The organism is Streptomyces aureus (genome assembly GCF_000725495.1).
In the GTDB taxonomy this organism is placed as follows: Bacteria; Actinomycetota; Actinomycetes; order Streptomycetales; family Streptomycetaceae; genus Streptomyces; species Streptomyces aureus_B.
On record NZ_KL647039.1, the window covers coordinates 252,090 to 273,826 of the forward strand.

The window sequence follows — 21,737 nt, forward strand, 5'->3', positions numbered from 1 at the left end:
CCGGAGGCGGGAGATCGTCCCTACAGTCTTCCCCTTGAATTACGGATGCGTTACGTGATTCTTTCGACACGCACCAGGAATTCGTTTCACCTGGGAGAACTACCGCCACGGCACACCCGTGCTCGAACTTCGTATACATGTCCGACCCGCCCGACGGGCCGGGCATGCGAAAGGGGCCCGTACGACCGAAGTCGTACGGGCCCCTTCGTGGAAGCTCAGCTCAGGCTGAAGCTACCGGGTCAGGCACAAAATCACTTCGTGATCTTGGTGACCTGGCCGGCGCCCACGGTCCGGCCACCCTCACGGATGGCGAACTTCAGGCCCTCTTCCATGGCGACCGGCTGGATCAGCGCGACGGTCATCTCGGTGTTGTCACCGGGCATGACCATCTCGGTGCCCTCGGGGAGGGTCACAACGCCCGTCACGTCCGTCGTACGGAAGTAGAACTGCGGACGGTAGTTGTTGAAGAACGGCGTGTGGCGGCCACCCTCGTCCTTGGACAGGATGTAGGCCTGGGCCTCGAACTCGGTGTGCGGGGTGACCGAACCCGGCTTGATGATGACCTGGCCGCGCTCGACGTCCTCGCGCTTGATGCCACGGAGGAGCAGACCGACGTTCTCACCGGCCTGGCCCTCGTCGAGCAGCTTGCGGAACATCTCGATGCCCGTGACCGTGGTCGTGGTCTTCTCCTGCTTGATGCCGATGATGTCAACGGTCTCGTTGACCTTCAGGACACCACGCTCGATACGGCCGGTGACGACCGTACCGCGACCGGTGATCGTGAAGACGTCCTCGACGGGCATGAGGAACGGCTTGTCGACGTCACGAGCCGGGGTGGGGATGGACTCGTCGACGGCGGCCATGAGGTCCAGAACGGTCTGGCCCCACTCCTTGTCGCCCTCGAGCGCCTTGAGCGCCGAGACCTTGACGACCGGCAGGTCGTCGCCCGGGAACTCGTACTCGGAGAGGAGCTCACGGACCTCGAGCTCGACGAGCTCCAGGATCTCCTCGTCGTCCACCATGTCGGCCTTGTTCAGGGCGACGACGATGTACGGAACGCCGACCTGGCGGGCCAGGAGCACGTGCTCCTTGGTCTGCGGCATCGGGCCGTCGGTGGCGGCGACAACGAGGATGGCGCCGTCCATCTGCGCCGCACCCGTGATCATGTTCTTGATGTAGTCCGCGTGACCGGGGCAGTCGACGTGGGCGTAGTGACGGCCCTCCGTCTGGTACTCGACGTGCGCGATCGAGATCGTGATACCGCGCTGGCGCTCCTCAGGAGCCTTGTCGATCTGGTCGAAGGCCGAGGCCTCGTTCAGGTCCGGGTACGCGTCGTGCAGCACCTTGGTAATGGCGGCCGTGAGGGTCGTCTTACCGTGGTCGATGTGACCGATGGTGCCGATGTTGACGTGCGGCTTAGTCCGCTCGAACTTCGCCTTCGCCACTGGGGTCCTCCTACGGAGTGGTTCTGTACGCCTTACTCATCGGCGCCAGGTGATCTTTGCTGGGGTGCCGTCCGCCGGGGTTGTCCCTTACCGGTGAAACCCCGGCGGTCGGTGTCAAGCCTAAAGCGTGTAAACGAGCTGTGTTACTCGCCCTTGGCCTTCGCGATGATCTCCTCGGCGACGTTCCGCGGAACCTCGGCGTAGGAGTCGAACTGCATCGAGTAGCTTGCGCGACCCGACGTCTTGCTGCGGAGGTCTCCGACGTAGCCGAACATCTCCGAGAGCGGGACCAGACCCTTGACGATCCGGGCGCCCATGCGCTCCTCCATGGCCTGGATCTGGCCACGGCGGGAGTTGATGTCGCCGATGACCTCGCCCATGTAGTCCTCGGGCGTGGTGACCTCGACGGCCATCATCGGCTCGAGGAGCACGGGCTTGGCCTTGCGCGCGGCCTCCTTGAAGGCCTGCGAACCGGCGATCTTGAAGGCGAGCTCGGAGGAGTCGACCTCGTGGTAACCACCGTCGAGAAGAATGACGCGGACGCCCGTCATCTCGTAGCCGGCCAGGATGCCGAACTGCATGGCTTCCTGCGCACCCGCGTCGACCGAAGGGATGTACTCCTTCGGGATGCGGCCACCGGTGACCTTGTTCACGAACTCGTACGAGGCGTCGCCGCCCTCGATCGGCTCGATCGCGATCTGCACCTTGGCGAACTGACCGGTACCACCGGTCTGCTTCTTGTGCGTGTAGTCGAGACGCTCGACGGCCTGACGGATCGTCTCGCGGTACGCGACCTGCGGCTTGCCGACGTTGGCCTCGACCTTGAACTCACGGCGCATACGGTCGACCAGCACCTCGAGGTGCAGCTCGCCCATACCACCGATGATGGTCTGGCCGGTCTCCTCGTCCGAGTGGACCTGGAAGGAGGGGTCCTCCTCCGCGAGACGCTGGATGGCGACACCCAGCTTCTCCTGGTCACCCTTGGACTTGGGCTCGATGGCGACCTGAATGACCGGCGCCGGGAAGTCCATGGACTCCAGGATCACCGGGTTCTTGTCGTCGGACAGCGTCTCACCGGTGGTGGTCTGCTTCAGGCCCATGACGGCGACGATGTCGCCGGCGCCCACCGACTCGATCTCCTCACGCTTGTTCGCGTGCATGCGGTAGATCTTGCCGATGCGCTCCTTCTTGCCCTTGACGGAGTTCAGCACAGCGCTGCCCGCCTCGAGACGGCCCGAGTAGACCCGGACGAAGGTGAGCTTGCCCAGGTGCGGGTCGCTCATGATCTTGAACGCGAGGGCGGAGAGCGGCTCGTCGTCGGACGGCTTGCGCTTGACGACCAGCTCCGGGTCCTTCACGTCGTGGCCCTCGATGGCCTCGACGTCGATCGGAGTCGGCAGGTAGCGCACGACCGCGTCGAGCAGGGGCTGAACGCCCTTGTTCTTGAACGCGGTGCCACAGAACACGGGGGTGACCGTGACGTCCTTGGACTTGCCGGACGCGATGGTGATGCGACGGATCGCGGCGTACAGCTGCTCCTCGGTGGGCTCCTGGCCCTCCAGGAACAGCTCCATGATCTCGTCGTCGTGCTCGGCGACGGTCTCGACCAGCTTGCCGCGGTACTCCTCGGCAGCCTCGGTGTGCGTGGCCGGGATGTCGACGACGTCGTACATCTCGCCCTTGGCCGCCTCGGCGGACCACACGAGCGCCTTCATGCGGACGAGGTCCACAACGCCCTGGAAGTCCATCTCGGCACCGATCGGGAGCTGCATGACGATCGGGACCGCGCCCAGGCGGTTCTCGATCATGTCCACGCAGCGGTGGAACTCGGCGCCGGTACGGTCCAGCTTGTTCACGAAGCAGATGCGCGGCACACCGTAACGGTCGGCCTGACGCCACACCGTCTCGGACTGCGGCTCGACACCCGCGACACCGTCGAACACCGTGACGGCACCGTCGAGGACGCGGAGCGAACGCTCCACCTCGACCGTGAAGTCGACGTGCCCGGGGGTGTCGATGATGTTGATCGTGTAGTCGTTGTCCTCGAGGGGCCAGTGACAGGTGGTGGCAGCAGAGGTGATCGTGATGCCACGCTCCTGCTCCTGCTCCATCCAGTCCATGGTGGCAGCGCCGTCGTGGACTTCACCGATCTTGTAGCTGACGCCGGTGTAGAAGAGGATCCGCTCGGTGGTGGTCGTCTTGCCCGCGTCGATGTGGGCCATGATCCCGATGTTGCGGACCCTGGCCAGGTCAAGTGAAGTGGTAGCCATGAGGCTTCAGTCTTCTCTCGGTCTCGATGGGGGTAGCGACTACCAGCGGTAGTGCGCGAAGGCCTTGTTGGACTCGGCCATCTTGTGGGTGTCCTCGCGCTTCTTCACAGCGGCACCGAGGCCGTTGGAGGCGTCGAGAAGCTCGTTGAGCAGACGCTCGGTCATGGTCTTCTCGCGACGGGCGCGCGAGTAACCGACGAGCCAGCGCAGCGCGAGCGTGTTGGCGCGACCGGGCTTGACCTCGATCGGCACCTGGTACGTCGCACCGCCGACGCGGCGGGACTTGACCTCGAGGGTCGGCTTGATGTTCTCCAGCGCGCGCTTCAGCGTGATGATCGGGTCGTTGCCCGTCTTCTCACGCAGGCCCTCCATGGCGCCGTAGACGATGCGCTCGGCGGTGGAGCGCTTGCCGTTCAGCAGCACCTTGTTGATGAGGGAGGTCACCAGAGGGGAACCGTAGACCGGGTCGATGATGACCGGGCGCTTCGGGGCGGGGCCCTTACGAGGCATTTCTACTTCTCCTTCTTGGCGCCGTAGCGGCTGCGGGCCTGCTTGCGGTTCTTGACACCCTGGGTGTCGAGCGAACCGCGGATGATCTTGTAGCGAACACCCGGCAGGTCCTTCACACGGCCGCCGCGCACGAGCACGATGGAGTGCTCCTGCAGGTTGTGTCCCTCACCCGGAATGTAGGCCGTGACCTCGATGCCGCTGGTCAGACGCACACGCGCGACCTTACGCAGGGCCGAGTTCGGCTTGTTCGGGGTGGTCGTGAACACACGCGTGCAGACGCCACGACGCTGGGGCGAACCCTCGAGTGCGGGCGTCTTGTTCTTCTCGACCTTGTCCTGCCGGCCCTTCCGGACCAGCTGCTGGATCGTAGGCACTACTTCTCCGGTTTCTGTGTGCCGAATGGTGAAGCTAACCTGAAACGCCACCGACCCACGCGGTCGGGTGTGTCGAATGCTGCGAACCCCTCGCCGCAAGGCGGAAAGGGCGCAGATTGCGGTGGCCGCTTACGGCTCCCCTTGCGGTCTGAAGGCACGCACGAGAGCCAGGGCACACCCCAGGCACAAGGTATGAGCGTACCTACCTCACGGACTTCGGTCAAAACAAATGCCGTGGTGCCCGACACGCCGGACTTCTCCCGATCCATTCTCGGGGTACTTCACACTTGGCGCAGCTTGTCATCGGTTCCGCGATGAAAGTCTCCGAACGGGTCCGCACCGCACACACTGAGTGAGTACGGTGACCCGTTGCCGCGCACCGATCACCGTGCGTCGGCCGGCGGGCCCGACCGGGGGACGGGGGATGGACTCATGGCGGCTGGATCCTTAGGCGGGGACGAGAGCCTGGACGACCGGGTGCCGTTCCTGGCCCGGCTGGAGAGCGAGGACCGCTCCTCGCTGCTGGCGCTCGGCCGCGAGCTGTCCTTCGCGCCCCGGATGGTGCTCCTGCACCAGAGCGAGCCCTCCTCGCACGTCCTGATCGTCACGCACGGCTGGACGAAGGTGACGGCCGCCGCCGCCAACGGCTACGAGGCGCTGCTCGCGCTGCGCGGCCCCGGCGACATCGTCGGGGAGTCCGCGGCGCTCACCGGGCGGCCGCGCTCCGCGACGGTGACGGCCCTGGAGCCGGTCCGCACGGTCGCGCTCGTGCGCGAGCACTTCCGGGACTTCCTGGCCCGCTCCCCCGCTGTTTCCTTCGCCCTGCTCGGTCTCACCTCGGACCGCACGCGCGCCGCCGACCGGCGCCGGCTGGAGTTCGCCTCGATGAGCGTCCGCGAACGCTTCGCGGCGCTGCTGCTCGACCTGGCCCGCACGAACGGCCGGCGCACCGAGGCGGGCGTCGAACTCTCCGTCCCGCTCAGCAAGCAGGAGCTCGCCGGTTCGGTGGGCGCGTCCCGGGAGATGGTCCAGCGGCTGCTGAAGGAACTCCGGGAGCGGGACGCGGTGCTGACGGGGCGGCGGACGATGGTGATCCTGCGCATGGACGTCCTGCGGCGGATCGCCCGCGGATGATCCACCGCCCCCGACCACTCCGGCCCGACGCCTCCCGACCGCTCCGGCCGGACGGCTCCCGGCCGCTCGGGCCCGACGGCTCCCGACCACTCCGATCCGACGCCTCCCGACCACTTCGGTCGGACCGCTTCCGGCCGCTCGGGCCCGACGGCTCCCGGCAGCTCCGGTCCGACACCTCCCGACCACTTCGGCCGGACCGCTTCCGGCCGCTCGGGTCCGACGGCTCCCGGCAGCTCCGGTCCGACGCCCGGTACGGAGGCACTCCTCCGCCCTCGGTCGGCCGCCGCGAGGCACGCCTCCGGACCCCGTCCCCCGGCCCCTGCCGGGCCGCGCTCACGGGCCTGGGGCGCCCGGGGCGGCCGGGGCGGCCGCTCACCGCCGGGGCGGCCGTGACGGCGGATCGCTTCTGTGCACACGGTCACACTTCGAGTGGGACATCCGACCTCCCACCCGGCCCACCGGTGCCGCCACCCTGCTTGCCAGGCGAGGCCCCCACCGAAAGGCGACCATGACCGACCCCGTGAACCGGACGATCCTTCTGCTGGACATCGAGAAGTACAGCGACCGGGACGACGTGGAGCAGGCCTATCTGCGCCGGATGCTCTACGACATCACGGACCGCGCGCTGGAGAGCGCCGGCATCGACGAGCGGCTGCGGCTGCGGGCGGACCGCGGCGACTCGGTGATGGAGCTGATCGACGCGAACGCCTCCGTCACCGCCCTGCTGCGCGCCCTGCTCACCGAGGTGCCCGAGCTGCTGCGCTCGGTCAACCGGACGGCGTCCAGTTCAGCCCAGATCCGGCTGCGCGGTGTCGTCGCCACCGGCTACGTCGCCGTCGACGAGCTCGACGGCTGGGTCGGCTCCGACCTCAACCACGCCTGCCGGCTCCTGGACGCCCGCCTGCTGCGGGCGGCCCTGCGGGAGCGGCCGGACGACTTCGCCCTGTGCGTCTCGGAGGGGGTGCACACGGGGATCGTGCGGCACGGCCACCCGGGCATCCCGGCGGACGACTTCCACCCGGTGACGGTGGACAGCAAGAACGGACCCCTGCGGGCCTGGCTGCACGGCCCGGTCCCGCACGGGGCGGACGACCACGGTGAAGGCGGGGGAGCCCCGGCGCCGGACTGCTCGGGGGAGAGCCCGGCGCCGGGGGCAGCCTCGCCGACGCCCCGCACGCCATCACCGGGAGCGGCGGAGCGGACGGGACCGTCGGGGGTGACGGGAGCGGCGGAGTCGACGGGACCGTCGGGAGCGGCGGGAACGGCACAGCCGACGGGGACGGCAGGGGCGACGGAATCGGCGCAGCCGGCGAGAGCGGCAGGGGCGGCGGCGCAGCCGGCGAGAGCGGCAGGGGCGGCGGCGCAGCCGGCGGGAGCGGCAGGGGCGGCGGCGCAGCCGGCGGGAGCGGCAGGGGTGGCGGGAGCTGCGCAGTCGGTCGGCACGGCGGGAGCGGCAGGGCCCGCCGGGGCGGCGGCGGGCGGGTCCGGCCCGCACGAGCCGGCCCGGTCCGAGCAGCCCCAGCAGCCCGAGCAGCCCCCGCGGCCCACTCCGGCGGAGCAGCCCGAGCAGGAGGCCGCCCCGCGGACCCGGCCCGGCGCGCCCGCCGCAGGCGTCGTCTTCGACTTCGGCGGGGGCTCGCCCAGCTTCGGCGGCAGCCTCGTCGGCGGGGACCAGCACGGGGTGTCCGGCGGCCAGGTCACCGGCGACGTCCACCTGGGCGGCAGCGGGGGTGGGGCGAAGTGACGGTGTCCGCGCCCCCGACGCGGGGCGGCCCCGACGACGTACCACCGGCTGACGCGTCCTGGCCGGACGGCCTCCGCCCGGAGGCCGGGGCGGGTACCGACGCCGCCGAGCCCGAGGAGGACACCCAGGAGGCCAGAGCCGCCCAGCGCGAACTCGTCGCGCACACCCCGGGATTCATCTTCGGCGAGGCCGCCTCCTTCGGCGGCAGCGTGGTCGCCGGGGCGCAGCACGGCGTCTCGGCGGGCGGCTCGGCCCGTGACGTGTTCCTCGGCGGCAAGACGGAGATCCACCACCACGGGACGGCCACCGCGGAGTACGCCTCCGGGGAGATACCCGAGCAGCGGCTCGACGCGCTCGCCGCGGTCTTCGCCGAGGGCCCCTCCTTCGGCGCCGCCCTGGCCCGGCTGCGCGAGGAGCGCGTCCTGGTCCTGGCCGGCGCCCACTCCACCGGCCGCCACGCCGCCGCCCTGATGCTGCTGCACCGCCTGGGCGCGCCCGCCGTCCATGCGCTGTCCGCCGAGACCGGACCGGCGAACCTGGCGGCCCAGCTCACCGCGCCCGGCGGCTACGTCCTGCGGGACCTGCCGCTGAGCCGCAACCGCCCGCTGCGCGACACCCACCTCTACGCGGCCCGCGACCGGCTCGCGAAGACCGGCGGCCACCTGGTCGTCACCGTCGAGAACTCCCCCTTCCTGCCGGGAGTCACCCCCTGCCCCTGGGAGCCCCCGGACGCGGCCGCCGTGCTGCGCGCCCACCTCGCCGACCTGCGCGAGGATCCCGACGCCGGCGCGGGACTGCTCGCCCTCGGCCCCGTCCGCGACTTCCTCGCCCGCGACGCCCACCGCCCCGCAGAGGCGGCCCGCTTCGCCGCCGAGGTCGCCCGCTACGACGGCGGCGAGGAGGCGGCGGCCCGCCTCGCCGACTTCGGGCACGCGGCGGTCGAGCAGCAGTGCCGGGAATGGCTCGGCGACCCCGAGTCCACCCTGCGCGACAAGGCGTTCCTCATCTCTCTCGCCGTCTTCGACCAGGCTCCGTACGTGCTCGCCGCGGAACTCGCCGACACGCTGTTCGTGCACTTCCAGCGGCTCCAGCACCCCGAGCAGCCGCCGGAGATCCCGGTGTTCGGGCTCTCCGCCGAGACCCGGCTGGAGCGGGCACGGGCCGAGGGCGAGTTACGCACCGAGGAGACCGACTGGGGCCCGGTCCCCCAGTTCACGGCCCGCTTCAAGAAGGAGACCACCCCCCGGGTGCTGCTCGGCGAGGTCTGGACGGGCCATCCGTCGGCACGGCCCGCGCTGGTCGCCTGGCTCAGGGAACTGGCCCGCGACCGCCGTCCCGTCGTACGGACCCGGGCCGCCGCGGCCGCCGCGCTGCTGGCCCGCGCCGACCTGCCCTCGGCGATGGCGCTGCTGATCGACGGCTGGGCCGTGTCCAAGGCCTTCGGCCCCCGGGTCACCGCCGCCAACACCCTCACGCTCGCCCAGCTCCTCGACGCACCCGTCGTCCTGCGCCTGCTCACCCAGTGGTGCACGGACGGCCACTGGGCCCGCCGCTGGACCGCGATCCGCGCGTTCGGCCTGCTCACCCCGCTGCGCCCCGACCTCGCGGGCCCGGCGCTCAGCGCGCTCGCCGCCCGCGCCCGCGCCGGAGGCAGCAGCAAGACGGAGTCCAAGAACCTGGTCGACTCCACCGCCCTGCTGCTCTCGGTGGGCACCCGGCGCGGCGAGATGCTCTCCGAGCTGGTGCGCCTGCTCCACCACGACACGGCCTCCGTGCGGGCGCTCGCGCTGGCCGCGTTCGTCCGCTCCTGCGACAACGCGGAGGAGGGCGCGCTCGTCGAGTGGTACGCCGACACCGGCATGTACGAGGCGGACTCGGCCCGCGACCTGGCCACCCTGTGGCGCACCGCGCTCGGCGACCGCGGGCACACCCGGGGCGCCCTGAACGCCCTGCACACCTGGGTGCGGCTGGCCGAGCACCGGGCGGACGTCGCCCAGGCCCTGGAGCTGCTGCTGCCCGCGCTGGTCGTGACGGCGGACGACCGCAAACGCCTGGGCCACGAACTGGCCGGCCTGCGGGCCCCGGACGGCGGACCGCGCCCGCCCGTGGCCGACCGGCTGCTCGCCCTTCTGACCCCCTCCACCCCAGATCCATCGAGGAGTTGAACCATGGCGGAGTTCCGCCGTCAGCCGGAGTGGCAGCAGGACGCCAACCGGCACAGCACGCTCATCGACCCGGTGCTCACCGTGCGGCCGATAGCGCGCTTCGACTACACCGTCCGCCGGTCGGTGACCGCGATCGACCACGCGCTGGTCTTCGTCACCGCGAAGGGCTCGTACGACGTCTACACACCCCCGCACCGGCCGAGCCGCTCGGACGCGGCCACCCGCCGCTACACCTCCGTCTACGAGGTGGACATGGGCAGCCACCCCGTCCAGCTCGCGCTGGAGATGCCGAGCGACGACGACGCGTTCGCCTTCGGCGCCACGGCCGATCTCACCTGGCGGGTCGCGGACCCGATCGCCTACGTGGCCAGCGGCGAGCGGGACGTGCCGACCCGGCTCACCCGTGAACTGCACCAGCTCGCGCGGCCGGTCAGCCGCGCCTTCTCCATCGAGGACAGCCCCGCCGCCGAGCGCGCGGTCCAGCGGGCCGTGGACGACGGCGGCTTCGCCGCGGGCATCGGGCTGGCCGTGACCTGCGCGGTACGGCTGCGGCTCGACGACGAGGCGATCGCGCACCGGCGGCGGCAGCGGAGCCTGCGCTACGAGTCCGACATGCTCGACCCCGAGCACGAGTTCCGGCTCCGGCTGGCCCGGCAGCAGCACGAGCTGGAGATGCTGCGCCAGCAGCAGGACCACCATCTGATCACCGAGAAGATCAACTTCTACCAGTACCACCTCCAGCACGGAGGCGTCGCCGCCTGGGCCCTGCACCTGTCCCAGCACCCCGAGGACACCAAGATGGTCATCGGGTCCATCCAGAAGGACCAGCTGTCGATCATCAGGGGCCAGCTCCAGGTCCTCGCCGGGGACAGCCTGGAGGACTTCCAGAAGGCGGAGTCGGCACGATCGACCCTGCGGGCCGTCGACGAGCTGATCCAGCAGCAGGCGCCTCCGGCGCAGGGGGCGCTGCCCGCCGGGGCCGCGCCCGGACAGCCGTACACGCCGCCCCAGCCGCCCTATCCGGGCCAGTCCCCGTACCCGGGCCGGCCCGGGTACGCGGGCCAGGCACCGTACGGCGAGCGTCCCCCCTACGACGGGGGCCGGCCTCCGTACGCCGACGACCGGCCCCCCTACGCGGGCCCACAGCAGCCGCCCCACGCGGGGCAGCCTCCGTACGGGGGCGGCACGGGCGACACGGGCGGCCTGGGCGGCCTGGGCGGGCAGCAGCAGCCCTACGCCGGGGCTTCCGCCCACGCGGGCGACCGGCCGCCGTACACCGGGGCGCCGGACGCCTCGGGTCCCTACGCCGGGGGTCCGGCCGTACCGGGTCGTCCCGAGGCCCCGGCGGTACCGGGGCGGCCCGAGAGCCCGGCGGACCCGTACGGACCTCCCGCGACGACGCCCTACCCGGCCGTCGGGCCCGCCCCGGCCGTGCCCCGGGCACCCGGCCGCCCCGACGGCGCGCAGCCCGCCGTACCGCCGGACGGCGCCGCCGCGGACACCCCCGCGTAACCCCGGCAGCGCCTGGGCGCCACGTGTGAGCCCCCGGCCGGGGGTTCCGCCCGTGACACCGCCCGCCGGGGCACCGCCGGCCGCGTCCGCGCGGCCCGGCCGGCATCCGTCGTCCCGCGGCCGCCCCCCACCGCTCCCCACCGCTCCCCGGCTGACGTCCCCGTCGCCGCACAGCCACCCGTCCCACCGAAGGAGCCGTCATGTCCCAGCCTCCGGGCCCGGCCCACGAACCCTCGTATCCAGGACTCCCGTATCCGGGTGCCGCGACCCCGCCGCCCGAGTACCCGGGGGCTTCCGCTCCCCCGCCCGACCACCCCGGCAGCCCGGGAGCGCAGTACCCCGGGGCAGCGGCGGGCGCAGCGCCCACGTACCCGGGCGGCACGGGCCCCGCGCCGCACCACCCCGGGACGGCCGGCTCCTCTCCGCAGTACCCCGGCGTTCCCGGACCTGGTGGACCCGGACCTCAGTACCCCGGAGCGGCGGCCGCGAGCGCCGCGCCGACGTACCCGGGAGCCGGGAGCGCGGCGCCGCTGTACCCGGGTACGGGGCCCGGAAGCGCCGCACCCTCGTATCCGGGCGGCACGGGGCAGGCTCCCCAGTACCCGGGACCCGGCGGCCAGTCCCCGCACTACCCGGGGCCCGGGGCTCAGACCCCGCAGTACCCGGGGCAGGGAGGTCAGCCACCGCAGCATCCGGGGCCCGGCGGCCAGTCCCCCCAGTACCCGGGGACCGGGACTCAGGCACCGCAGTACCCGGGGAGTCCCGGACCCGGTGGGCCCGGGGCGCAGTACCCGGGGACGGCCGAGGCCGGGGCGCAGTACCCGGGGGCGATGCAGCCCGGGGCGCAGTACCCGGGGACGGCGCAGCCCGGTCCGCACGGGCAGGGGGCCGATCCGCAGGGCGCCGGGCAGTCGCAGGCGGACGCCAGGCCGTTCATCCCGCGGCCCGCCGTCGCCGCCGACGACCTCGACTACCGGCACCAGGGCTCCCGCGTCCATCTGGCGAGCCACCAGCGCGGCGCCGACGCCACCGCCATCGGACAGCTGGCCACCCAGATCCCCGGGGCGCTGGTGAGCCTCGCCGTGGTGTCCGCCCTCGCGCTGGGCATCTGCGGCACGGTCGTGGGCTGGCTGGTCGTCGTGGCCTGGGTGGCCTCCGGAGCGCTCGTCTTCCACCGGCCCACCGAGCTGCGCTTCGCCCGGCACGTGCTCAAGCTGCGGGAGCCGCTGGCCGAGGAACGCGCCCGGCTGGAGCCGATCTGGCGCGAGGTCACCGCACGGGCCGGCATCGAGGCGAACACCTACGAGCTGATGGTGGAGAACAGCGACGACCTGAACGCCGTCGCCGTCGCCGGTCACGTCGTCGGTGTCACCACGTACTCCCTCAACAAGATCCCCAGCAGCAACCTCGCCGCCGTCCTCGCCCATGAGCTCGGCCACCACACCGGCGGCCACGCCTGGGCCGGTCTCCTCGGCTACTGGTACTCGCTGCCCGGCCGGCTCGCCTGGGCGTTCACCCGCGCCCTGGCCAGGATCGCGCTCGCCGTCGCGGGGGTCTTCTCGGCGGCCGCGACCGGGCTGCTGATCCTCTTCATGGGGATGTTCGTGCTCGCCGGGTTCCTCGTCGCCTGGTACATCACCGTCCCCCTGGTCGTCGCGCCCTACCTCCTCGCCTGGGCGGGCCGGCTCGGCGAACTGCGTGCCGACCAGCAGTCCGCCGCCCTCGGCTTTGCGCCCGAGATGGCCGAGGTCCTGCGCCACTTCCAGGCCGAGGAGGACGCGGCGAAGTCGGCGGCCGCCGCCCAGGGCAAGAAGCTCCAGGAGCCCACCGGACTCGCCAGACTGCTGTCCACCCACCCCGACAACTACACCCGCCTGCGCGCCCTGGAGCCCTACCTCCAGCTCCCGCGCTGAGACCGGGAACGCCGAAGGGCGGCCACCCCCTGGTGGGGGTGACCGCCCTTCGTACTACCGCTTACTGGTTGTACGGACCGTAGTCGTAGTCCTCCAGCGGGACGGCCTGGCCGGAGCCCGTGCCGAACGGCGAGTAGTCGATGTCGTCGTAGCCGACGGCCGAGTACATCGCGGCCTTGGCCTCCTCGGTCGGCTCCACCCGGATGTTGCGGTAGCGGGACAGACCCGTACCGGCCGGGATGAGCTTACCGATGATGACGTTCTCCTTGAGGCCGATGAGGCTGTCGGACTTGGCGTTGATCGCCGCGTCCGTCAGAACTCGGGTCGTCTCCTGGAAGGAGGCGGCCGACAGCCAGGACTCCGTCGCCAGCGAGGCCTTGGTGATACCCATCAGCTGCGGACGGCCGGAGGCGGGGTGACCGCCCTCGGTGACCACACGACGGTTCTCGGTCTCGAACTTCGAGCGCTCGACCAGCTCGCCGGGCAGCAGCTCCGCGTCGCCCGACTCGATGATCGTCACACGGCGCAGCATCTGCCGGATGATGATCTCGATGTGCTTGTCGTGGATCGACACACCCTGCGAGTTGTAGACCTTCTGGACCTCTCCGACCAGGTGGACCTGGACGGCACGCTGACCCAGGATGCGCAGCACGTCGTGCGGGTTGGTGGCACCCACGGTGAGCTTCTGGCCCACCTCGACGTGCTCGCCCTCCGACACCAGGAGACGGGCGCGCTTCGAGATCGGGAACGCCGTCTCGTCGCTGCCGTCGTCCGGGGTGACGACGAGCTTCTTGGTCTTCTCGGTCTCCTCGATCCGCACGCGGCCGGAGGCCTCGGAGATCGGGGCGACACCCTTCGGGGTACGGGCCTCGAAGAGCTCGACGACACGGGGCAGACCCTGGGTGATGTCGTCACCGGCCACACCACCGGTGTGGAAGGTACGCATCGTCAGCTGGGTACCGGGCTCACCGATGGACTGGGCGGCGATGATGCCGACCGCCTCACCGATGTCGACCAGCTTGCCGGTGGCCAGCGAGCGGCCGTAGCACATGGCGCAGGTGCCGACGGCGGACTCACAGGTCAGGACCGAGCGGGTCTTGACCTCCTCGATGCCGTGCTTGACGAGCTCGTCGATGAGGACGTCGCCGAGGTCGGTGTTGGCCGGGGCCAGCACCTTGCCGTCGACGGTGATGTCCTCGGCCAGCGCACGTGCGTACACGCTGGTCTCGACGTTCTCCGTCTTGCGCAGCACGCCGTCCTCGCCGCGCTCGGCGATGGCCAGACGCAGACCGCGGTCGGTGCCGCAGTCCTCCTCGCGGATGATGACGTCCTGCGAGACGTCCACCAGACGACGGGTGAGGTAACCCGAGTCGGCGGTACGCAGGGCGGTGTCGGCCAGACCCTTACGGGCACCGTGGGTGGAGATGAAGTACTCCAGCACGGACAGGCCCTCACGGAACGAGGCCTTGATGGGACGCGGGATGGTCTCGTTCTTGGCGTTGGACACCAGACCACGCATACCGGCGATCTGACGCATCTGCATCATGTTGCCTCGGGCGCCCGAGTTCACCATCATCGAGACCGGGTTGGTCTTCGGGAAGTTCGCGTTCATCGCCTCGGCAACCTCGTTGGTCGCCTTGGTCCAGATCGCGATGAGCTCCTGAGTGCGCTCTTCCTTGGTGATCAGACCACGCTCGTACTGCTTCTGGACCTTCTCGTCCAGGTCCTCGTAGCCCTTGACGATCCCGCGCTTGGCGTCGGGAACGACGATGTCGGAGATGGCCACGGTGACACCGGAACGGGTCGCCCAGAAGAAGCCCGCGGACTTCAGGTTGTCGAGCGTCGCCGCCACGATGACCTTGGGGTAGCGCTCGGCGAGGTCGTTGACGATCTCGGAGAGCTGCTTCTTGCCGACCTCGTAGTCGACGAACGGGTAGTCCTCGGGCAGCAGCTCGTTGAAGAGCGCGCGGCCCAGGGTCGTCCGCAGGCGGAAGGTGTCACCCTGCTGCCACTCCGGCTCGCCCTCCTCCTGCGCCGGCGGGGTCCAGCCGCGCGGCGGGATGGTGCCCACCGGGAAGCGGATGTCCACCTGCGACTGGAGCGAGAGCTCGCCGGCGTCGAACGCCATGATCGCCTCGGCCACGGACGCGAAGGAGCGGTCCTCGCCCTTGACGTTCCTGAGGTCGCCGTCGGTGGTCAGGAAGAACAGACCGAGGACCATGTCCTGGGTCGGCATCGTGACCGGGCGGCCGTCGGCCGGCTTGAGGATGTTGTTCGAGGACAGCATCAGGATGCGGGCCTCGGCCTGCGCCTCCGCGGACAGCGGCAGGTGCACGGCCATCTGGTCACCGTCGAAGTCCGCGTTGAACGCGGTGCAGACGAGCGGGTGGATCTGGATGGCCTTGCCCTCGACCAGCTGCGGCTCGAAGGCCTGGATGCCGAGGCGGTGCAGCGTGGGCGCACGGTTCAGCAGAACCGGGTGCTCGGCGATGACCTCTTCGAGGACGTCGTACACGACCGTGCGGCCGCGCTCGACCATCCGCTTGGCGCTCTTGATGTTCTGCGCGTGGTTCAGGTCGACCAGGCGCTTCATCACGAACGGCTTGAAGAGCTCCAGCGCCATGGCCTTGGGCAGACCGCACTGGTGCAGCTTCAGCTGCGGACCGACGACGATGACGGAACGCGCGGAGTAGTCCACGCGCTTGCCGAGCAGGTTCTGACGGAATCGACCCTGCTTGCCCTTGAGCATGTCGGACAGCGACTTCAGCGGACGGTTGCCGGGGCCCGTGACCGGGCGACCACGACGGCCGTTGTCGAAGAGCGCGTCGACGGCCTCCTGGAGCATGCGCTTCTCGTTGTTCACGATGATCTCGGGCGCGCCGAGGTCGAGAAGCCGCTTCAGGCGGTTGTTGCGGTTGATCACGCGGCGGTACAGGTCGTTCAGGTCGGAGGTCGCGAAGCGGCCACCGTCGAGCTGCACCATCGGACGAAGGTCCGGCGGGATGACCGGCACGCAGTCGAGCACCATGCCCTTGGGGCTGTTGCTGGTCTGCAGGAACGCGGAGACGACCTTGAGGCGCTTGAGCGCACGGGTCTTCTTCTGGCCCTTGCCGGTGCGGATGATCTCGCGGAGGCGCTCGGCCTCCTCGTCCAGGTCGAAGGACTCCAGGCGCTTCTGCAGCGCCGCGGCACCCATCGAACCGTCGAAGTACGTGCCGAAGCGGTCACGCAGCTCGCGGTAGAGGAGCTCGTCGCCCTCCAGGTCCTGGACCTTGAGGTTCTTGAAGCGGGTCCACACCTCGTCGAGACGGTCGATCTCGCGCTGCGCGCGGTCGCGCAGCTGCTTCATCTCGCGCTCGGCGCCCTCGCGCACCTTGCGGCGCACGTCGGCCTTGGCACCCTCGGCCTCGAGCTCGGCCAGGTCGGTCTCGAGCTTCTTGGCGCGGGCCTCGAGGTCGGCGTCGCGGCGGTTCTCGACCTGCTGGCGCTCGACGGAGACGTGGGCCTCCAGCGAGGGCAGGTCGCGGGTGCGGCGCTCCTCGTCGACGAACGTGATCATGTAGGCCGCGAAGTAGATGACCTTCTCGAGGTCCTTCGGGGCGAGGTCGAGCAGGTAGCCAAGACGCGACGGAACGCCCTTGAAGTACCAGATGTGGGTGACGGGAGCGGCGAGCTCGATGTGGCCCATCCGCTCACGGCGCACCTTGGCGCGCGTGACCTCGACGCCACAGCGCTCACAGATGATGCCCTTGAAGCGGACACGCTTGTACTTGCCGCAGTAGCACTCCCAGTCCCGGGTCGGACCGAAGATCTTCTCGCAGAAGAGTCCGTCCTTTTCGGGCTTGAGCGTGCGGTAGTTGATGGTCTCGGGCTTCTTGACCTCGCCGTGGCTCCACTGACGGATGTCGTCAGCGGTGGCCAGACCGATCCGGAGCTCATCGAAGAAGTTGACGTCGAGCACTATGCGTCAATCCCTCTCAGGGTTGTAAGTCTTTGGGGTCTGATACGGGGGTCCTGGGGCCGGCGGGCCTTGATCACCTTTTCCACAGGTGGCCAAGGCCCGGCCGGACTCCCGTCAGACCTCTTCGACGCTGCTCGGCTCGCGCCGGGACAGGTCGATGCCGAGCTCCTCCGCCGCGCGGAAGACGTCCTCGTCGGTGTCGCGCATCTCGATGGACATGCCGTCCGAGGACAGCACCTCCACGTTGAGGCACAGGGACTGCATCTCCTTGATGAGCACCTTGAAGGACTCGGGGATGCCGGGCTCGGGGATGTTCTCGCCCTTGACGATGGCCTCGTAGACCTTCACGCGGCCGGTCACGTCGTCGGACTTGATCGTCAGCAGCTCCTGGAGGGCGTAAGCGGCGCCGTACGCCTCCAGCGCCCACACCTCCATCTCACCGAAGCGCTGGCCACCGAACTGAGCCTTACCACCCAGCGGCTGCTGGGTGATCATCGAGTACGGACCGGTCGAGCGGGCGTGGAGCTTGTCGTCGACCAGGTGGTGCAGCTTGAGGATGTACATGTACCCGACCGAGATCGGGTCCGGGAACGGCTCGCCGGAGCGGCCGTCGAACAGCCTCGCCTTGCCGGACGGGAGGACCAGACGGTCACCGTCGCGGTTGGGCAGGGTGTGCTCGAACAGACCCGCGAGCTCGTCCTCGCGCGCACCGTCGAAGACCGGGGTGGCGACGTTCGTCCGCGGCGGGACCTGGTCGGCACCGATGGCCTGGAGGCGCTTCGCCCAGTCGTCCGCGAGACCGGAGACGTCCCAGCCGCGGCTGGCGAGCCAGCCGAGGTGGATCTCCAGCACCTGTCCCGGGTTCATTCGGGACGGGACACCGAGCGGGTTGAGGATGATGTCGACCGGGGTGCCGTCCTCCAGGAACGGCATGTCCTCGATCGGCAGGATCTTCGAGATGACACCCTTGTTGCCGTGACGGCCGGCGAGCTTGTCACCGTCCGTGATCTTGCGCTTCTGCGCCACGTAGACACGAACCAGCTGGTTCACGCCCGGGGGCAGCTCGTCGCCCTCCTCGCGGTCGAAGACGCGGACGCCGATGACCTTGCCGATCTCGCCGTGCGGGACCTTCAGCGAGGTGTCACGGACCTCACGGGCCTTCTCACCGAAGATCGCGCGCAGCAGGCGCTCCTCCGGCGTCAGCTCGGTCTCACCCTTGGGCGTGACCTTGCCGACGAGGATGTCGCCGGCGACGACCTCGGCACCGATACGGATGATGCCGCGCTCGTCGAGGTCGGCGAGGACCTCCTCGGAGACGTTCGGGATGTCCCGGGTGATCTCCTCGGGGCCGAGCTTGGTGTCACGGGCGTCGACCTCGTGCTCCTCGATGTGGATCGAGGAGAGGACGTCGTCCTGCACGAGGCGCTGCGACAGGATGATCGCGTCCTCGTAGTTGTGACCCTCCCACGGCATGAACGCCACGAGCAGGTTCTTGCCGAGGGCCATCTCGCCGTCCTCGGTCGCGGGACCGTCGGCCAGGACCTGGCCCTCGATCACGCGGGCGCCCTCGTCCACGACAACCTTCTGGTTGACGGAGGTGCCCTGGTTCGACCGGGAGAACTTGTGCAGGCGGTACGTGGTGTACGTGCCGTCGTCGTTGGCGGTGGTGATGTAGTCCGCGGAGACCTCCTGGACCACACCGTCCTTCTCCGACTTCAGGACGTCACCGGCGTCGACCGCACAGCGGTACTCCATGCCGGTGCCGACCAGCGGCGCCTCGGACTTGATGAGCGGAACGGCCTGGCGCATCATGTTCGCGCCCATGAGGGCACGGTTGGCGTCGTCGTGCTCCAGGAACGGGATCATCGCGGTCGCGACCGACACCATCTGGCGCGGGGAGACGTCCATGTAGTCGACGTCGTCACCGGGGACGTAGTCGACCTCGCCGCCACGACGGCGGACCAGGACGCGGGACTCCTCGAAGCGGAGCTCGTCCGTCAGCGGCGCGTTGGCCTGCGCGATGACGAACCGGTCCTCTTCGTCGGCCGTGAGGTAGTCGACCTCGTCGGTGACGACACCGTCGGTGACCCGGCGGTAGGGCGTCTCGACGAAACCGAACGCGTTCACGCGGCCGTAGGAGGCGAGCGAGCCGATCAGACCGATGTTCGGGCCTTCAGGGGTCTCGATCGGGCACATGCGGCCGTAGTGCGACGGGTGCACGTCACGGACCTCGAAGCCGGCCCGCTCACGGGAGAGACCACCCGGGCCAAGAGCCGACAGACGGCGCTTGTGGGTGAGACCCGACAGCGGGTTGTTCTGGTCCATGAACTGCGACAGCTGGCTGGTGCCGAAGAACTCCTTGATGGAGGCGACGACCGGCCGGATGTTGATCAGGGTCTGCGGCGTGATCGCCTCGACGTCCTGGGTCGTCATGCGCTCGCGCACGACGCGCTCCATACGAGCCAGACCCGTGCGGACCTGGTTCTGGATGAGCTCGCCGACGTTGCGCAGACGACGGTTGCCGAAGTGGTCGATGTCGTCGGTCTCGACGACGATCGAGGTGCCGTTGTCGCCAACGGTCTCGGTCTCACCGGCGTGCAGCTTCACCAGGTACTTGATCGTCGAGATGATGTCCTCGACGGTCAGGATCCCGGCGTCGAGCGGGGCGTCGCCGCCCAGCTTCTTGTTGACCTTGTAACGGCCGACCTTGGCGAGGTCGTAGCGCTTCGGGTTGAAGTAGAGGTTCTCCAGAAGCGTCTGCGCGGCCTCGCGCGTCGGCGGCTCGCCCGGACGCAGCTTGCGGTAGATGTCCAGCAGCGCGTCGTCCTGGCCCTGGGTGTGGTCCTTCTCCAGGGTGGCGCGCATGGACTCGTACTCGCCGAACTCCTCGAGGATCTGCTCGGTGGTCCAGCCGAGAGCCTTCAGGAGAACGGTGACGGACTGCTTGCGCTTGCGGTCGATGCGGACACCGACCATGTCGCGCTTGTCGATCTCCATCTCCAGCCAGGCACCCCGGGAGGGGATGACCTTGGCCGAGAAGATGTCCTTGTCGGACGTCTTGTCGATGGAGGAGTCGAAGTAGACACCCGGCGAGCGGACCAGCTGCGACACCACGACACGCTCGGTGCCGTTGATGACGAAGGTGCCCTTGTTGGTCATGAGCGGGAAGTCGCCCATGAAGACCGTCTGGGACTTGATCTCGCCGGTCTCGTTGTTGGTGAACTCGGCGGTGACGAACAGCGGGGCCGCGTACGTGAAGTCGCGGTCCTTGCACTCGTCGATGGAGTTCTTCGGGGGCTCGAAGCGGTGGTCGCGGAACGTCAGGGACATCGACCCGCTGAAGTCCTCGATCGGGGAGATCTCCTCGAAGATCTCCTCCAGACCGGACTTGGTGGGGACGTCCTGTCCGCTGTCCAGAGCCGCCTCGACACGAGCCTTCCACGCGTCGTTGCCGAGCAGCCAGTCGAAGCTCTCGGTCTGCAGCGCAAGAAGGTTCGGAACCTCGAGGGGCTCCTTGATCTTTGCAAAGGAGATGCGCAGCGGGGCGGTGCTGGCGCCGTTGTTCGTATTCGCGGTCGAGGCAGTGCGCGAGGCGGCCAAGAGGGGGTCCTTCCGAGGGCTCGGACTCACTACGCGCGTACCGGTCCCATGTCGGACATAGCGTCGGGCCGTACCCGATCCGGCCGGATAAAGGCCAGGTCAGAGTTGGTCCGACTATCGATGCTTCAACACGGGCATGCCCCTGGTGACGGGCAGGAGGCAGCTAACAGGCAGCGCAAAGGGTCAGTGTAGCCACTAGGCCCACTGATGTCCAGTCCCTGTTTTTTGAGACCTTCACTGCTCTCAACACCTGCGGCAAGCCACGCCCTCAATGCACATCGATACTGCCCTCTTCGTCGGCGATCCATGCCTCGGATACGGATCGTTGTGACGACGCGTCCTGAGAATTGCGCGCTGCGTGCGGTTCGTCAAGGCCCCCCATGCCCTGAGCAAGTGCCGCGATCGTCACGTGCGGCCCGTCTTGCAACCCGTCCCTCTGCCTGTCACAGGGTGGTCGGAGGCGCACAACGAAGATCACCATACTCGTCGCGGCCACCGGCGCAAGGCTGCCGCTTCAGGCCCCCGGAAGGATCCCCTGAACGCCGAAGAGCGACCACCCAGTTGGGTGATCGCTCTTCGGTGCGTCAGCGTTACAGCGCTACGAGAGCGGCTGTGTCGGCTTCACAGGAGTCCTCGGGGGACTCGTCGAGTTACTTGACCTCGACGGAGGCGCCGGCGCCCTTGAGGGACTCGGCAGCCTTCTCGGCGGCCTCCTTGGCGACCTTCTCGAGGACGGGCTTCGGAGCGCCGTCGACGAGGTCCTTGGCCTCCTTCAGACCCAGGGAGGTGAGCTCGCGCACGACCTTGATGACCTGGATCTTCTTCTCGCCGGCACCCGTGAGGATGACGTCGAACTCGTCCTGCTCCTCGGCGGCCTCAGCGGCGACCGCGGGGCCGACCGGGGCAGCGGCGACCGCGGCGGCGGCGGTGACGTCGAACTTCTCCTCGAAGGCCTTCACGAACTCGGAGAGCTCGATGAGGGTGAGGTTCTCGAACTGCTCGAGCAGCTCTTCCTGGGACAGCTTCGCCATGATGGCGTCCTTCCACTAAATCGGCAGGTGCCGGATGTACTGGTGAGGCGGGCGTACGTTCGGCCCGCTACGACCGTC

General features: G+C 69.6%; 12 protein-coding genes. 5 read left to right on the plus strand and 7 right to left on the minus strand.

Translation table 11 applies throughout. The features are described from left to right. Window positions 1-251: 251 nt before the first annotated feature. From tuf to rpsL, 4 genes are all read right to left on the minus strand, one after another. Entirely contained in the window at window positions 252-1,445 is a 1,194-nt protein-coding gene (gene tuf, locus IO36_RS37415; RefSeq protein WP_037627019.1) for an elongation factor Tu, read from the minus strand. Window positions 1,446-1,588: 143 nt separating this feature from the next. After that, window positions 1,589-3,715 (minus strand): elongation factor G, encoded by a 2,127-nt coding sequence (gene fusA, locus IO36_RS37420; protein ID WP_037627021.1) that lies wholly within the window; start codon window positions 3,713-3,715, stop codon window positions 1,589-1,591. A 39-nt stretch (window positions 3,716-3,754) separates the two neighbouring features. Next, on the minus strand, window positions 3,755-4,225 hold the full coding sequence (gene rpsG, locus IO36_RS37425; RefSeq protein WP_003992340.1) for a 30S ribosomal protein S7: 471 nt from the start codon (window positions 4,223-4,225) through the stop codon (window positions 3,755-3,757). 2 nt (window positions 4,226-4,227) lie between these two features. Continuing rightward, window positions 4,228-4,599, minus strand: coding sequence for a 30S ribosomal protein S12 (rpsL, locus tag IO36_RS37430; RefSeq protein ID WP_037627024.1), 372 nt, complete (start codon window positions 4,597-4,599; stop codon window positions 4,228-4,230). Between the two features lie 432 nt (window positions 4,600-5,031). Between rpsL and IO36_RS37435 the strand changes: the two genes are divergently transcribed. The 5 genes from IO36_RS37435 to IO36_RS37455 all read left to right on the plus strand — a co-directional run bounded on the left by IO36_RS37435 (window position 5,032) and on the right by IO36_RS37455 (window position 13,067). Continuing rightward, window positions 5,032-5,733 carry a Crp/Fnr family transcriptional regulator gene (locus tag IO36_RS37435; protein WP_037627026.1) on the plus strand — a complete coding sequence of 234 codons (702 nt, stop codon included), beginning with the start codon at window positions 5,032-5,034 and terminating at the stop codon, window positions 5,731-5,733. Between the two features lie 508 nt (window positions 5,734-6,241). Beyond that, on the plus strand, window positions 6,242-7,477 hold the full coding sequence (locus IO36_RS48740) for a hypothetical protein (protein ID WP_037627027.1): 1,236 nt from the start codon (window positions 6,242-6,244) through the stop codon (window positions 7,475-7,477). A gap of 2 nt (window positions 7,478-7,479) precedes the next feature. Next, window positions 7,480-9,642: a hypothetical protein gene (locus tag IO36_RS37445; RefSeq protein WP_051901230.1), complete on the plus strand. Its 2,163-nt coding sequence runs from the start codon at window positions 7,480-7,482 to the stop codon at window positions 9,640-9,642. A 3-nt stretch (window positions 9,643-9,645) separates the two neighbouring features. After that, complete coding sequence (locus IO36_RS37450) at window positions 9,646-11,154, plus strand: hypothetical protein (RefSeq protein ID WP_051901231.1); 1,509 nt, start codon at window positions 9,646-9,648, stop codon at window positions 11,152-11,154. 830 nt (window positions 11,155-11,984) lie between these two features. Next, window positions 11,985-13,067, plus strand: coding sequence for a M48 family metalloprotease (locus IO36_RS37455; RefSeq protein ID WP_107065895.1), 1,083 nt, complete (start codon window positions 11,985-11,987; stop codon window positions 13,065-13,067). A 61-nt stretch (window positions 13,068-13,128) separates the two neighbouring features. Here IO36_RS37455 and IO36_RS37460 read toward each other — a convergent pair whose 3' ends face one another. From IO36_RS37460 to rplL, 3 genes are all read right to left on the minus strand, one after another. After that, window positions 13,129-17,028, minus strand: coding sequence for a DNA-directed RNA polymerase subunit beta' (locus IO36_RS37460; RefSeq protein WP_037627033.1), 3,900 nt, complete (start codon window positions 17,026-17,028; stop codon window positions 13,129-13,131). Window positions 17,029-17,142: 114 nt separating this feature from the next. Then, window positions 17,143-20,628, minus strand: a complete 3,486-nt coding sequence (rpoB, locus tag IO36_RS37465; RefSeq protein WP_037627035.1) for a DNA-directed RNA polymerase subunit beta — start codon at window positions 20,626-20,628, stop codon at window positions 17,143-17,145. 650 nt (window positions 20,629-21,278) lie between these two features. Continuing rightward, complete coding sequence (gene rplL, locus IO36_RS37470) at window positions 21,279-21,659, minus strand: 50S ribosomal protein L7/L12 (protein ID WP_037627037.1); 381 nt, start codon at window positions 21,657-21,659, stop codon at window positions 21,279-21,281. Between the last annotated feature and the right edge of the window lie 78 nt (window positions 21,660-21,737).